This window comes from Paenibacillus sp. Y280, assembly GCF_056786335.1.
Window position 1 is genome coordinate 187,781 of the sequence record NZ_JBXCIW010000002.1, and the last position, 14,996, is coordinate 202,776.

Sequence of the window (14,996 nt, forward strand, 5' to 3'; positions counted from 1 at the left end):
GAATACCCTTACTTAATAAATGAACCGTTAGCGATATATTCAGCGATTTGAACAGCATTCCATGCTGCGCCTTTGAGTAGGTTGTCTGAGACGATCCACATATTAAGTCCGCGTTCAGAGCCAAGATCACGTCTCAAGCGACCGACAAATACATCCGGCTTGCCGGCTGCTTCAGTCGCAAGAGGGTACTGCTGATTAGCAGGATCATCAACGAGCGTAATGCCTGGCGCGTCTGCTAACAGCTGCTTAACCTCTTCCAAATCGTAGTCGTTTTTAAGCTCAACATATAGGGATTCCGAGTGACCGTAAACGACAGGAATACGTACGCAAGTAGCTGTAACCTGAATGGATTCGTCACCCATAATTTTTTTCGTTTCGCGAACCATTTTCATTTCCTCGAGCGTATAGCCATTCTCTTGGAATTTGTCGATTTGCGGAATCGCATTAAACGCGATTTGATGCTTGACTGGCAATGCACCAACCGGAAGAATAGCTGGACTTACAGCTTCGCCGTTCAGCGCTGCTTGCGTTTGACGCAGCATTTCATCTATTGCACGGCTTCCTGCACCAGATACTGCTTGATAAGTGGAAACGATGATGCGGGAAATGCCATAACGGTCTTGCAGCGGTTTTAGCGCTGCAACCATCTGAATAGTCGAACAATTCGGATTAGCGATTATGCCCTTATGCTCGCTAACCTTCTCGATGTTCACTTCTGGAACTACGAGCGGCGTGTTCTCATCCATTCGATAAGCGTTCGTATTATCGATACAAATCGCCCCGTGCTCAACCGCATGCGGTGCCAGCGCCTTTGTAACGTCGCCGCCTGCACTAAATAGCGCAATTTCGATGCCTTTGAAGCTATCCGGCGCTGCTTCCTCAACCGTCAGCTCTTGGCCTTTGAATGTCATTTTTGTGCCTGCTGAACGAGCAGATGATAAGAGCTTAAGCTCTTTGATCGGGAAGTTTCTAGAATCAAGTAATTTTAGTATTTGTTCCCCTACTGCGCCTGTTGCGCCAACTACTGCAACATTGAACAATTTCTGATTCGACATCTGCTGTCGACTCCCCTCTTTCCGTCTGTCATTAATGGCGTTCGACAAGCAGAGGCTGCAGCTGTTTCCCCTGAAGGGCAGCTTCGCATGCTTCCAAGACCAAATCCATTCTTGCAACCAGCGAGTTAGGCTTTTGCACAGGGTTATCTTGGCCGAACGGCACGAAATAAATATGTTTAGCCACTAGCAGCTTCGCTATGTTAGCAGCATTTAAACCAAGTCCATCATTTGTTGAAATAGCGAGTACTAGCGGACGACCATTGCGCATCTGCGCCTTGGCAGCCATAAGCACCGCGCTGTCTGTTATCGCATTTGCCAATCGACTCGTTGTGTTGCCTGTGCATGGCGCTATGACAAGAACGTCAAGCAGCTTAGATGGCCCAAGCGGCTCAGCCTCCACAATCGTCGAAATTAGCTCATTTCCCGTAATAGCCTTAAGCTGTGCTTGCCAATCCTCGGATTTTCCGAATCGAGTATCCGTCGTCATAAGCGTATTAGAAACGATCGGCACCACATTGGCACCCGCATCGACGAACCGCTTAATTTCTGGCATAACCTCAGCAAACGTGCAGTGTGAACCAGATAAAGCATATCCTACTGTAATTCCAGACCAATTCATATCCCATTCCCCCGCTTAATCGTATCATCCAAAATCAACTGTGTTAAGCAATCCGCCATGATACGTCCAGCTGTTTTGGGTGCGACGATACCGGGTAGTCCGGGTGCGAGCATCGCTTTAATTCCCCGCTTCTCTGCAAAGCGGAAATCAGTGCCGCCAGGCTTCGATGCGAGGTCGATTATTACGGCCCGCGAAGGTAAATTTGCGATAATTTGCGCTGTGACTATCATAGTCGGAATTGTATTAAAAAGCAAGTCAATATTGCTTACATGATGCAGCAAACCACTGATGTAGAAAGGCTCAAACCCCATTTCTGAAGCCCTTGCGAATTGCTCCGAACGCCGTACGCCAACCTTCACTTTCGACCCTAAGCCTTGAAGTGTGCGCGCCATTGTGAAGCCCGTTCTACCGAATCCGAGCACCATGGAGGACGAACCATGAATCGTAATATCCGTATTCTGAATCGCCATCATCAGAGCGCCTTCCGCAGTCGGTATCGAGTTGTATATAGCGACATCATCACGGTCAAAGAGCTCAATGAGCGATAGTGTATGCTGCTCGCATAGCTGGCGCAAATAGGGTTTGGCCATCCCCGTATACACCGTACAGTGCTTTGGCAGCTTTGCCAAATGGCTATCGGTCAACTGCATTTGTCGATCGCTGAAAACGGCATGGATCATTCCTTGATCATCGGTGCCTACCGCAGGCAGCAGCAGCGCATCGACTCCTTCGAACAGCTGTTCCTCGAACTCCGCTTGCACGGCACCGTCCAATGACGAATGCAGTCCGTCAAAGCCGGAAACAGTGACGATAGCATCAAGCTCTGTCAGCTTGCGTATGACTTCAAGCTGTCTTGCATCACCGCCTAGCAACAGCACTCGAACGCCTGTTAGCATTAAGCTTCACTCCTTTCTTGCTACTAGCTCAAGATCATCTTATGCTTGCGCCCAGAGCGGGGTGAAAAAGAAAAAAAGATCGGGCAAATGACCCGATCTTTTACTTTAATAACGTTATGCAGTTATTTCGTTATACTCCTGTATGGCCGAACCCGCCTGCGCCTCGCACCGTGTCAGGCAGTTCTTCTGCTTCAACAATTGTAACCGCGGGCACTAGCTGGAACAACATTTGAGCGATTCGCTCGCCTCTTGTAATAGTAAATGGCTCTTGCCCTAAATTGATTAGAAGCACCTTTACCTCACCGCGGTAGTCCGCATCAATCGTTCCGGGCGAATTCAAGCAAGTAATGCCATGCTTGTATGCGAGACCGCTCCGGGGTCTAATTTGCGCTTCCAGTTCACCAGGCATGGCCATAGCAAATCCGGTCGGGATAAGCTGACGCTTCCCTGGCGCTAATACGACAGGCTCGCTTACAGCTGCCTGCAGATCAAAGCCAGCTGCCCATTCGGACATTTTACGCGGAATCGCAATATCTTCATTGCCTTCTAATCGTTTAAACTGTACTTGGTACAAATTGATTCCTCCCCAATTGCACGGCTGCTTTGTCGTTTGAACCAACCATCGCAACGGAGAAAGGTACGGACAGCATACGCTTCGTCACTTCAACTACATGCGACATATCTACAGAATCAATACGCTTTAATAGCTCATCGAGCGTATAATGCTTGCCCAGCATCAGCTCGTTTTTGCCTAAACGGTTCATCCTGCTGCTTGTGCTCTCTAAGCTTAAGATCAGGCTTCCCTTCAACTGCTCTTTTCCGCGATGCAGCTCATCCTCGCCAAGCCCTTTGACCGATAGCTCGTTAAGCTGCTCCATCGTCAAATCAAGCACTTCTTTGGTTTGCTTCGGTGCCGTTCCTGCATAAAGCGTGAACAAGCCAGTATCTGCATAGGAGGTGTGGTAGGAATAGACGGAATAAGCAAGACCGCGCTTCTCTCTGATTTCTTGGAAAAGTCTAGAGCTCATTCCACCGCCCAGCGCATTATTAAGCAAAATCATCGCATACAAATGAGAGTCGGTGATGGAACATCCAGGAAACGAGATACAGAGATGATTTTGTTCGGTTTTCTTCTTATAAAACAAATATTCACCGTGGAATGCAGGCGGAGCAACGATAGCAGATGCAGGCTTGCTGTTCGTAAAGCCGCCAAAATATTTTTCGAGCAAAGCGAGCAATCCTTGCTCTTCAACATTGCCAGCTACGCTGATAACGGTATTCTCAAGCGTGTAGGTGTCATTCATATACCCTCGAAGCGTATCCGAAGTCATCGCAGTCAAGCGCTCCTCAAGCCCCAAAATCGAATAGGCCAACGGATGATCACCGAATGCGGCACGTGATGCTTCATCATGCACCTTGTCATCCGGCGTATCCTCGTACATCGAAATCTCTTCGAGTATGACATTCTTTTCCTTCGCCAGCTCTTCTGGATCAAGCTGAGAGTTGAAGAACATATCCGATAGCGCATCAACCGCAAGCGGCAAATGCTCATCAAGCACCTTGGCGAAATAACAAGTATATTCCTTTGATGTAAACGCATTGACATTGCCGCCAATGCCATCAAATAAATCTGCAATATCCTTCGACGTACGTTTTTCTGTTCCTTTGAAGAGCATGTGCTCGATGAAATGCGAAATGCCGTTATTTTCAGGCGTCTCGTTGCGCGAGCCTGTTTTGACCCAAATCCCAAACGATACGGATCTTACGGTCGGAATGTATTCAACTACAACACGTAATCCATTGCTAAGGGTGTATTTATTCATTAATAGTCCTCCTTATGTTCAGAGCGGCAAAGCAAGCCACGTACTCGTTTTTTATATGGATGGCCGAACTAAACCGACTTCGTATGCATGTGTGTTTGAACATGAATGTTTTTACTATAGCAGAATCAGCCAGCTCCCTCAACAGCAGGCGGCATACGCTTGGATGAAAGCGTCTCGCTAACTGTACCGATTGCGTAGCCCTTCGCCTTGGCAGATGCAATCATGCCTGCAAGGGCATCACGCGAGGATGCAGTAGGGTGCATCAATATTAAAGCGCCAGGCTCCAGCTTCGACGATATTTTACGAACGATCGAATCAGCCGGAGGTTTTTGCCAATCAACCGTATCGATTGTCCAAAGCACTGTTTTCAACCCCTGCTCCTCAGCAATTTGAACGGTAGCTTGATTAAAGGAGCCTGACGGTGGAGCAAACCATTTGTTATTGACTTTTAGTTTTGACTTCAGAAGCGCCTCGGTTTTTGAAATTTGATTATATTGATCCTGCCTGCTTAACGCACTCATATCCGGATGTGTATACGCATGATTGGACATCTCATGTCCTTCGGATTGAATTCGATTTGCTATCTCCGCATTTTTATTAAGCCAGCTGCCGTCCAGAAAAAAGGTTGCTTTCACATTTTCTCGTTTAAGTGTATTTAATATGGAATCTATGTATTCGTTGCCCCAAGCTACATTTATCATGAATGATACCATCTTTTTTTTCGAATTGCCTCTATAGATCGGGTGAGGTCCAAGATCGTTTAGCTTAATCTTAGGCTCTACTTCCTTGTAGACATAAGGTATCGCATTTGCGGAAGGTGCGAGCAATGCAGCGTCCAGCGTTTTCTCTATATCGACCTCCAACCCATTATATCCAGGGATGGCTTTCCATACGCGGTCAATCCTCGCATCGACTGGCGCGATTCTACGCTTATTTGCTTCTTCCGATATAATCGTCAGCAGCCTTTGCCGGTCCTCTGTGGAAGATACGAGCACCGTTGATGCAGCCATGGCATCGCCATATTTCAATGAGGCAAGATATTGAGACACGTCACTATTTATACTCACAAAAACGATCAACATGAGCATACTCGCTGCAATCGTGGCAGCTTTTCTCACCTTCATATTTCCCACTCCTATAAACAGCATCACATGCCTCCTAAGCTTGACCTTAATGAAGCATGTTAATCCATGTTTATGAAAAGAGGGACAAGATTATGCAGAAGGAAGACATTGACAGCGATATCTGTACGAATAGAAAAACAAAAAGAGACAGATCAAATCTGGCTCTTTTCTTCAGTATCTTCTATTGTTGCCTGTATCTTCTATTGTTGCCTAAGTGAAACTTACTGCGATGAAACTTCCGGCGTCATCAGAATTTTAGCTGACAAGTTGATTCGGCCTTGTTGGTCAATCTCGGTTACTTTAACTTTGATTTGGTCGCCAATGTTCACGACATCCTCGGTTTTGGCAACACGCTCAGTCGACAGCTGCGAAATATGGACAAGTCCATCCTTGTTCGGCAAGATCTCAACGAAAGCTCCGAATTTCTCTACGCGTTTAACTGTACCCACGTAAATTTCGCCAACAACAACTTCCTTCACAATGCCTTCGATAATCGATTTTGCCTTCTGGTTCATCTCTTCGTTAGAGGAAGCGATGAATACCATTCCGTCTTGCTCGATATCGATTTTAACGCCTGTTTCCTCGATGATTTTGTTAATAATTTTACCGCCTGCGCCAATAACGTCGCGGATTTTGTCCGGGTTAATGCGAAGCGTCAAAATTTTCGGCGCATATTTCGATAAGCTTGTCCGAGTAGTCGGCAGGCTTTCAAGCATTTTTCCTAGGATGAAAACCCGTCCTTGACGCGCTTGTTCAAGAGCTTGCTGCAAAATCGCGCGGTTGATGCCGGCAATTTTGATGTCCATTTGAATGGCAGTAACGCCTTCAGCTGTACCAGCAACCTTAAAGTCCATATCTCCAAGATGATCTTCCATACCTTGAATATCAGACAGGATTGCGAAATGGTCGCCGTCCTTGATGAGACCCATTGCGATACCAGCTACAGGAGCTTTGATCGGTACGCCTGCATCCATCATAGCGAGCGTGCTTGCGCAAATACTGGCTTGTGACGATGAACCGTTTGATTCCAACACTTCAGAAACAAGACGAATTGTATATGGGAAATCTGCTTCAGACGGAATAACTTTGGAAAGCGCGCGCTCACCAAGTGCACCATGACCAATTTCGCGGCGACCTGGCGGACGAAGAGGACGAGCCTCACCAACGCTGAATGGCGGGAAATTGTAATGATGCATAAAGCGTTTTGTTTCCTCAGGTGAAATGCCGTCCAAAATTTGAACGTCACCCATCGCTCCAAGCGTACAAATGCTTAGCGCTTGCGTTTGTCCACGAGTGAACAAGCCCGAACCATGCGTACGCGGCAGAAGCGCTACGTCACAATCAATCGGACGAATTTCTTCAAGCGAACGACCGTCAGGACGAACCTTGTCATGAGAAATAAGGCGGCGAACTTCTTCCTTGACGATATCGTAAAGAACTTCCTTCACATCGGAAAGCAACCCTGGTGTATCGATATATTGCTCTTCAAAATGTGCAACCGCTGCGCTGTTAACAGCGTCAATTGCATCCTGACGAGCATGCTTCTCTTCTACTTTAATCGCTTCTACGAGATCCGCTGAAGCATAAGCGCGAACATCAGCATTTACTTGTTCATTAACGGTATGTAGCTTAACTTCCATTTTCGGCTTGCCGGCAATGGCTTGCAGCTCTTCGATCTTGGTAACGATGTTCTTGATTTCATCATGTCCAAGCATGATTGCCTCAAGCATAACGTCTTCCGATACCTCATTCGCTTCGGCTTCAACCATCATGATAGCATCCTTCGTGCCTGCTACAACAACAAACAGATCTGTTAGCTGCTCTTGCTCAACTGTTGGATTAATGACGAATTGACCATTTACCCGGCCAACGCTCACGCCGCCGATTGGGCCGTCAAATGGAACGTCGGAAATCGATAGAGCAGCAGATGTACCGATCATAGCCGCAATTTCTGGAGGGCAATCTTGATCCACACTCATTACGATGTTCATCACTTGAACGTCGTTCCGGAACCCTTCCGGGAACAACGGACGAATAGGCCTGTCCGTAAGACGGCTGGACAAAATCGCCTTCTCGCTTGGACGGCCTTCACGTTTAATGAATCCGCCTGGAATTTTACCAACGGCATACAAACGCTCTTCATAGTTAACCGTAAGCGGGAAGAAATCCAAGTCCTTCGGACCTGCGGATGCTGTTACCGTACACAATACAACAGTATCGCCATATTGCACGGTTACTGCAGCATTCGCTTGCTTAGCAAGGCGGCCTGTTTCAATGGATAGCGGTCTTCCGCCTACCATCATCTCAATTCGTTGTACCATCTAATCCCTCCTAAAAGTTATTTTATAGTCTATTTCACTGTATTATACAGGTTTTTCCCCAGTGTTCTCCTATTACAAAAAGCAACCCGAATCCGCACATCCGGTATTCCCGGACGGCTGGACAACCAGGTTGCTTCTCATTACGCATGTTTTAACGGCGAAGGCCGAGTTTTTCGATCAATGCGCTGTAACGTCTAACATCATTGTTCTTAAGGTATGCAAGCAGCTTACGGCGCTGACCTACCATCTTGAGCAAACCACGACGGGAATGATGATCTTTCTTGTGCTCCCGCAAATGTTGAGTCAAGTTAACGATGTTTTCAGTCAGGATAGCCACTTGAACCTCCGGAGAACCGGTATCAGTCGCATGTGTCTTATGCGTCTCAATCAGTTCGTTTTTACGTACTTGTGTAATTGCCATCCTAATTCACCTCCTTCTTGATAATCGCCATTAGCCTCGCTGCCGTCGGTGAGATCGGACACCCAAGCTAAGGTTAAGTTTAGAGAATGACATACGAAATGTATGTCTACTCACAACGTTGTATAGTATAACATATAAAATAGATGCTTGTCGAGGTGTATCTCCTCGTTGCTGCACAACGCGCAGCTACAGCTCAAAACAACCGTCCGCATTAGTTGCATCCGAGTATTGCTTTAGCTTGAAGCGCATCCGCACCGATTTGGTTGACCAGCTCATCGATGGAATTGAATTTTTTCTCCGAGCGAATAAACGAAAGAAATTGCAGACGCAATTGTTCCCCGTAAATATCGCCATTGAAATCAAACAAGTGAGCTTCCATTACAGGCTGCGGCTCTTTCTGGTTAAAGGTTGGCTTTAAGCCATAATTCAAGACGCCAGGGTAAGCTTTCTCTCCAAGCCAAGCCGTTATCGCATAGACGCCTAATCTAGGCGCAATATATGGAGCGGTGATATGAAGATTAGCCGTCGGGAAGCCGATTGTGCGGCCTCTCTTATCCCCATGCACGATGATGCCTTTAACTTCATAAGGCCGACCTAGCAAATGCTCAGCCAATTCCGTATTCCCCTGCTCGAGCGCTTCACGTATATAGGTGCTGCTAACTTTAATTCCATTCTCGAATAATGGCTCAATGACATGAACAGCAATATCGGGTTGCCCTAGCTGCTTCAAAGCTTCCGTATTGCCTAAGCCCTTATGGCCGAAATTAAAATCGAAGCCAACAACTACCTGCTTGGCGCGAAGTGTTCGCAATACCTCATTCACGAAGCGTTCAGGAGTAACAGATGCGAATTCGGGATCAAATCGCATAATGAATACGAGATCGACTCCGAGCTCTGCAAATAAAGCGGTCTTATGCTCAAGAGGCGTAAGACAACGATAATATTGATTACCTTGTCCGAGCACTTCCTTCGGATGGGGATCGAAGGTCAAAACCGCTGACAGCATTTCGGCCTCTTTCGCCTCAAGCACCGCTTGACGAATGACGTTTTGGTGTCCGCGATGAACACCATCAAAATGACCGATTGCTATGGAAAGCGGTTTGTCCAGCGATAACGTGGACAAACCGTTTAAAGGAAAACTTAATGGAATAATTTCCAACGCTGAAGCACCTGCATTTCCTGTTAACTTTCTACATCGATAATTTAAGCTGAAAACACCTTGACTGGTCTGAAAACAGCAGCACCCAGATCGATCTGAAAAATGCCAAGAAACGAGTTATTATCGTTATAAAGACGAATAAGCTGTTCATCTATATAGGTTGCATCTCGATTACACGCATGGGAAAGATTAATCTTCTGTCCCAAAAGCGCAAGCTTGCCTATTGCCTCAGGAACAATCGCGCTCTCCAAATGTGTAATAGCTTCGTCAGCAGCAATTAAATGCTCACTTAATTCGCCCGCATTCTCCAGCTCCTCGATTTGCTCTAACGTCAAGCAGCTTTCTTTCGTAATGCCGCCTGACATCGTTCTCGTCAAGTGGGCCATCGTCGCTGGAACGCCGAGCGCTTTGCCAATATCCACGCATAAAGTACGAATGTATGTACCTTTTGAACAAACGACAGAAAACGTAATTTTAGGCTGATCGAGCTCAAGCTGCGCGTCAATGAGATCCATTTGATGAATCGTTACTTTTCTCGATTTACGCTCAACCGTTTTACCTTCTCTTGCCAGCTCATAAAGCCGTTTGCCATCCACTTTTACAGCGGAATACATAGGCGGAACCTGTTCAATTTCGCCTGTAAAACGACTTAATGCTTCACGAATCTCTTCTTCTGTAACAGCTACAGATGATTGCTGCTCAATGACCGTACCGGTTAGGTCTTCCGTATCCGTCGCAATACCAAGCTGCAATACGGCTTCATAAGACTTAGGTCGCTCTTGAACATATTCAACCACTCTAGTAGCACGCCCTAAACATAAAGGCAATACACCTGTCACCATAGGATCGAGCGTACCTGCATGTCCAATCCGCTTCATCTTTAGAATGCGGCGAACCTTTGCAACCACGTCGTGAGAAGTCCAGCCTTCAGGCTTCCAAACTGCCAAAATGCCGTCCATCGATTAAACCAACGCCTTTCTGACTGCTTCCACCAGCTCGTTAATCGACTCTGATAATGAACCCTCAAGCCGACAGCCGGCTGCCCTTACATGACCGCCGCCGCCAAAATCTTGCGCGATTGCAGCTACATTGGCTTTGCCCGCCGAACGCAGACTTGCTTTAACTGACCCGTCGTCTGCTTCTTTAAATAATATGCCGACCTCAACCCCGTCAACATTAAGAGCATAATTTACGATACCTTCAATATCCTCGGGTACCGCGCCTGTCATTTGCAAATCGTCTTTTCCAATAAAGACCCAGCCAATTTCCAAATTATCTGAAAAAGTGAGCCGGTTTAACGCGATTTGGAGAAGCTTAAGCTTAGCCATCGTCATTTTTTCAAGCAAATGATCTGCAAGCTCGTTGCCTGACACGCCTAATGCAAGCAAATGCGAGGCAATTTCCATGACACGCGGACTTGTATTGGAATAACGAAAGCCACCTGTATCGGTCAAAAGACCGGTATAGATAGCTGTTGCGCAATTCAGATCAAACGAAATTTCTGCTCTTTCGATTAGATCATACAAGATCTCGACTGTTGCAGCAGCTTCAGCACGAATGACATTTACAGAACCAAATCCGTTGTTGGTCGGATGGTGGTCGATATTGAGCAGCTTTGCGTCTGGCGCAAAGCTGCTCGCAACCTCCCCGATTCGTTTGAAATCAGCGCAATCGACCGAAATAATGGCATCGAACTTTTGCTGTGGTACAGCCAGCTTATAGTTTACAATCGAATCAAATTGATGCAAATAGCTAAGTCTCGACGGCAATTCGCTTTCATTGATCAAAATAGCCGATTTACCAAGCTCCTGAAGCAGCCAGCCGACGACAACAGTAGAGCTTATTGCATCACCGTCAGGCTGTACATGCGACACGACCAGAAAGTGATCGGAATCCTTGATGAATGCCAACGCAGCATCCAACTGCTTCAAATAGCTGTCTTGTGCCATCATTGACTTGCATTCCCGCTGTTGATGTTCTCAAGCAAAGATTCAATGCGGCTGCCGTATTCGATACTGCTATCGAACTTGAACAGCAGCACTGGCGTGTGACGAAGTCGCATACGCTTGCCTAGCTCCGTACGGATAAAGCCCGTTCCGCTTCCAAGAGCCTTAAGCGTAGCTTCCTTCTGTTCTTCACTTCCAAGCACGCTTAGATACACCTTAGCTTGTGACAGATCGCTCGACGTTTCAACGCCGGTTACGGTGATGAAACCTATTCTAGGATCTTTAAGCTCTGTTTGTATAATTTGGCTGAGCTCTTTTTTAATCTGCTCGCCTACCCGTCCTACGCGGATTTTTGCCATGCTATAATCACCTCTCTACCGATTCCATGACAAACGCTTCGATCGTATCTCCTTCACGAACATCGTTGTAACGGTCAAGTGTAATACCGCACTCGTAGCCTTGTGCAACTTCTTTCGCATCATCCTTGAAGCGCTTAAGGGACTCAATCTTACCTGTGAAGACAACGATGCCGCCACGGATAAGACGAGCTTCTGCGTTACGAATGATTTTACCGGAAGTGATCATGCAGCCTGCAATTGCGCCAACCTTCGTAACTTTAAATACGTTACGAACCTCGGCATGACCGATAACAACCTCTTTGAAGATCGGATCCAGCATGCCCTTCATCGCTTGCTCAATCTCATCGATGACATTGTAGATGACGCGGTGCATACGCACGTCAACCTTCTCTTGTGCAATGGTTGCTTCAGCTTGCGGATCTGGACGAACGTTAAAGCCGATTACGATCGCGTTGGATGCCGATGCCAAAATGATATCGGATTCCGTAATCGCGCCTACACCGCTATGGATGATTTTAACGCGTACGCCTTCGATGTCGATTTTCGCGAGCGATCCTTTAAGTGCTTCTGAAGAGCCTTGAACGTCGGATTTGATAATAACGTTCAGATCTTTAATTTCACCATCTTTGATATGGTTATACAGATCATCAAGCGTTACGCGCGTATTGGCACCCATATCCGATTGACGCTGTTTAATGGAACGACGGTCAGCGATTGCACGGGCCTTGCGCTCATCCTCGAATACCATGAACGGATCGCCGGCTTGCGGAACTTCCGTTAAACCAGTAATTTCAACTGGCGTAGAAGGACCTGCTTCTTTTAAACGGCGGCCTTTGTCATTAACCATTGCTCTGATACGGCCGAAGCAGTTGCCTGCAACGAAAGCATCGCCGATTTTCAGCGTACCGTGCTGTACGAGAATACGTGCAACCGGACCTTTGCCTTTATCAAGCTCGGCTTCAATAACGGTAGCGCGAGCGCGTTTGTTAGGATTCGCTTTGTAATCATTTACCTCTGCTACGAGCAAGATCATTTCAAGAAGACCTTCAAGACCGATTCTTTGCTTAGCGGAAACTTCGACGAAAATCGTATCGCCGCCCCACTCTTCCGGAACGAGTTCATATTCAGTCATTTCTTGCTTGATTTTGTCAACATTAGCTTCAGGCTTATCGATTTTGTTAACTGCAACGATAATCGGAACGCCAGCAGCCTTCGCATGGTTAATCGCTTCTATCGTTTGCGGCATAATGCCGTCGTCGGCTGCGACTACGATAATCGTAATATCCGTTACCTGAGCACCACGAGCACGCATAAGCGTAAACGCTTCGTGACCCGGTGTATCTAGGAACGTAATTTTTTTATGGTTGATTTCAACTTGGTAAGCACCGATGTGCTGCGTGATACCGCCGGCTTCTCCGCCTGTTACGTTCGTTTTGCGAATCGCATCAAGCAAAGTTGTTTTACCGTGGTCAACGTGACCCATGATCGTAACAACCGGTGGACGCGTTATCAAATCATCGTCTTCGTCTGATTCTTCAACCGTTTCGAAGGAATCTTCCTCTACAGGAATTTTCACTTCAACCTCTACACCATAATCCGTAGCGATCAAATGGATAGCATCCATATCGATTTCTTGGTTGATTGTAGCCATAACACCTAGGAAAATCAGCTTTTTGATAACTTCTGATGCATCCTTATGAAGCAATTTAGCTAATTCGCCAACAGTCATCGTACCGCGAACGATAATCTTTTTAGGCGTATTGTCGATTTTCTCACGAGGCGGTTGTTGTTGGAACTTGCCGCCACGGCCTTTTTGACCGCGGTTGTTGTTGTTTCCTCTATAGCCGCCGCCAGGCTTGCCGTCTTCAAAACGCTTTTGGCCTGGTCTTGCATTTTTATTGTCGTTCCCGCGCGCTTGCCCTTGCGCAGGCTTGGAATCGAAACGGCTTTGTCCAGATGGTGCCGGACGGCTGCTGCTTGCAGAAGTACTTGGGCGGCTTGCTGAATTTCCTTGTCCGCCTTGAGCTGGACGATTTTGTCCTGATGATGCCGGACGGTTGCTTTGACCGCCTTGCCCTTGACTTGGACGGCTTGAACCCGCGCCTTGGCTAGGGCGATTTCCTTGGCCGCCTTGTCCTTGGCTCGGACGGCTTGAGCTTGCGCTTCCTTGGGAAGGACGGTTGTTGCTGGATTGTTGCGCAGGACGATTCGTTGATTGCTGCCCTGCTGGTCGTTGTTCGGTTTGGTTGGTTTGTGTTTTCGTATTAATAGAATTCATAGGCCCCTGTCTGTCTTGATTCGTATTTTTGTTTTCTTGAACGGCAAGCTTTCGTTCTTGCGGCTGCTGCGACTGCGGCCGGTTTGCTGACGATTGAGCGGAGGATACAGACACGCTTGTCGTTTCCTGTGCCCGCTTAGCAGCTGCATTTTGCTTAATATTTCGGAAAAAGCCTTCGACCTTGTTTACCATTTCATTTTCCATGACACTCATATGGTTATTGACCGGTAAATCAAGTCGTTTAAGAATCGTAATGATTTCTTTGCTGCTCATATTAAGTGACTTGGCATACTCGTAAACGCGCAGCTTATCTTTATTGTCCTTGCTGTCTTGTTTATTGTCCAATATGATCCACCTCCGTATTATGGCTCAGATGACTCGCAATCATTTTTCCGAATTGCGCATCGGTTACCGCTAGTACAACCCGTTCTGGCTTACCAATCGCCTTTCCTAGTTGCTCACGGTCGAATGCTTCGGCGAGTTGTATTCCGTAGGTGTTGCATTTGTCACGAAATTTTTTCTTCGTATTCTCTGAAGCATCTCCAGCAACGATAACAAGATGCACTTTATTATTTCTCACAGCTTTGAGTACGATCTCATCGCCTGTAATCAGCTTGCCAGCTCGCATAGCCATGCCCAGCTGTGATAAGCTCTTATTCTGCTTCATCGCTTATCAGCTCCTTGCCGGCGATAAACTGCTCCTCTACCGCTACAAAATCCTGCTCGAGCTGATCATAAATATGATCTCCAGCATGCTGCTTCAACGCTCGATCAAGTGCCTTGGATTTCTTTGCCAATTTAAAGCAGCTTACTTTACCGCATAAATACGCGCCGCGGCCCGCTTTTTTGCCTGTCAGGTCAATTTGCACCTCTTCGGCCGGTGTCCGCACAATCCGAATGAGTTCCTTCTTCGGCATCATCTCCTGACAAGCGACGCATTTGCGAAGCGGTACTTTTCTCGGTCTCATTGTACACCTCTCCTCTGCCAGCTGAAT

At 47.0% G+C, this 14,996-nt stretch carries 15 protein-coding genes; all 15 read right to left on the reverse strand.

What is annotated here, in order from left to right:
• Positions 1-8 precede the first annotated feature (8 nt).
• A complete protein-coding gene (locus tag AC1TPC_RS03580) occupies positions 9-1,055 on the reverse strand; it encodes an aspartate-semialdehyde dehydrogenase (protein ID WP_482065496.1) in 1,047 nt (348 codons plus the stop codon).
• A gap of 31 nt (positions 1,056-1,086) precedes the next feature.
• Positions 1,087-1,674 (reverse strand): dipicolinate synthase subunit B, encoded by a 588-nt coding sequence (locus AC1TPC_RS03585; protein ID WP_482065497.1) that lies wholly within the window; start codon positions 1,672-1,674, stop codon positions 1,087-1,089.
• Positions 1,671-2,570: a dipicolinate synthase subunit DpsA gene (gene dpsA / locus AC1TPC_RS03590; RefSeq protein WP_482065498.1), complete on the reverse strand. Its 900-nt coding sequence runs from the start codon at positions 2,568-2,570 to the stop codon at positions 1,671-1,673. Before dpsA ends, AC1TPC_RS03585 begins: the two co-directional genes overlap by 4 nt.
• 130 nt (positions 2,571-2,700) lie before the next feature.
• Complete coding sequence (gene dut, locus AC1TPC_RS03595) at positions 2,701-3,144, reverse strand: dUTP diphosphatase (RefSeq protein WP_482065499.1); 444 nt, start codon at positions 3,142-3,144, stop codon at positions 2,701-2,703.
• A complete protein-coding gene (locus tag AC1TPC_RS03600) occupies positions 3,125-4,393 on the reverse strand; it encodes a M16 family metallopeptidase (RefSeq protein ID WP_482065500.1) in 1,269 nt (422 codons plus the stop codon). Before AC1TPC_RS03600 ends, dut begins: the two co-directional genes overlap by 20 nt.
• A 125-nt stretch (positions 4,394-4,518) precedes the next feature.
• Positions 4,519-5,517 (reverse strand): polysaccharide deacetylase family protein, encoded by a 999-nt coding sequence (locus AC1TPC_RS03605; protein ID WP_482065501.1) that lies wholly within the window; start codon positions 5,515-5,517, stop codon positions 4,519-4,521.
• 221 nt (positions 5,518-5,738) lie between these two features.
• Entirely contained in the window at positions 5,739-7,838 is a 2,100-nt protein-coding gene (gene pnp, locus AC1TPC_RS03610) for a polyribonucleotide nucleotidyltransferase (protein WP_482065502.1), read from the reverse strand.
• 151 nt (positions 7,839-7,989) lie between these two features.
• Positions 7,990-8,259, reverse strand: a complete 270-nt coding sequence (gene rpsO, locus AC1TPC_RS03615; protein WP_053375765.1) for a 30S ribosomal protein S15 — start codon at positions 8,257-8,259, stop codon at positions 7,990-7,992.
• 211 nt (positions 8,260-8,470) lie between these two features.
• Entirely contained in the window at positions 8,471-9,418 is a 948-nt protein-coding gene (locus tag AC1TPC_RS03620) for a bifunctional riboflavin kinase/FAD synthetase (protein ID WP_482065503.1), read from the reverse strand.
• 44 nt (positions 9,419-9,462) lie between these two features.
• Complete coding sequence (truB, locus tag AC1TPC_RS03625) at positions 9,463-10,377, reverse strand: tRNA pseudouridine(55) synthase TruB (RefSeq protein WP_482065504.1); 915 nt, start codon at positions 10,375-10,377, stop codon at positions 9,463-9,465.
• Between the two features lie 3 nt (positions 10,378-10,380).
• Positions 10,381-11,370 (reverse strand): DHH family phosphoesterase, encoded by a 990-nt coding sequence (locus tag AC1TPC_RS03630; RefSeq protein WP_482065505.1) that lies wholly within the window; start codon positions 11,368-11,370, stop codon positions 10,381-10,383.
• Positions 11,367-11,723 carry a 30S ribosome-binding factor RbfA gene (rbfA, locus tag AC1TPC_RS03635; RefSeq protein ID WP_482065506.1) on the reverse strand — a complete coding sequence of 119 codons (357 nt, stop codon included), beginning with the start codon at positions 11,721-11,723 and terminating at the stop codon, positions 11,367-11,369. The genes AC1TPC_RS03630 and rbfA overlap by 4 nt, the downstream gene beginning before the upstream one ends.
• Positions 11,724-11,730: 7 nt before the next feature.
• A complete protein-coding gene (gene infB / locus AC1TPC_RS03640; protein WP_482065659.1) occupies positions 11,731-14,274 on the reverse strand; it encodes a translation initiation factor IF-2 in 2,544 nt (847 codons plus the stop codon).
• A gap of 61 nt (positions 14,275-14,335) precedes the next feature.
• Positions 14,336-14,668, reverse strand: coding sequence for a L7Ae/L30e/S12e/Gadd45 family ribosomal protein (locus AC1TPC_RS03645; RefSeq protein WP_482065507.1), 333 nt, complete (start codon positions 14,666-14,668; stop codon positions 14,336-14,338).
• On the reverse strand, positions 14,655-14,969 hold the full coding sequence (gene rnpM / locus AC1TPC_RS03650; protein ID WP_482065508.1) for an RNase P modulator RnpM: 315 nt from the start codon (positions 14,967-14,969) through the stop codon (positions 14,655-14,657). The genes AC1TPC_RS03645 and rnpM overlap by 14 nt, the downstream gene beginning before the upstream one ends.
• Between the last annotated feature and the right edge of the window lie 27 nt (positions 14,970-14,996).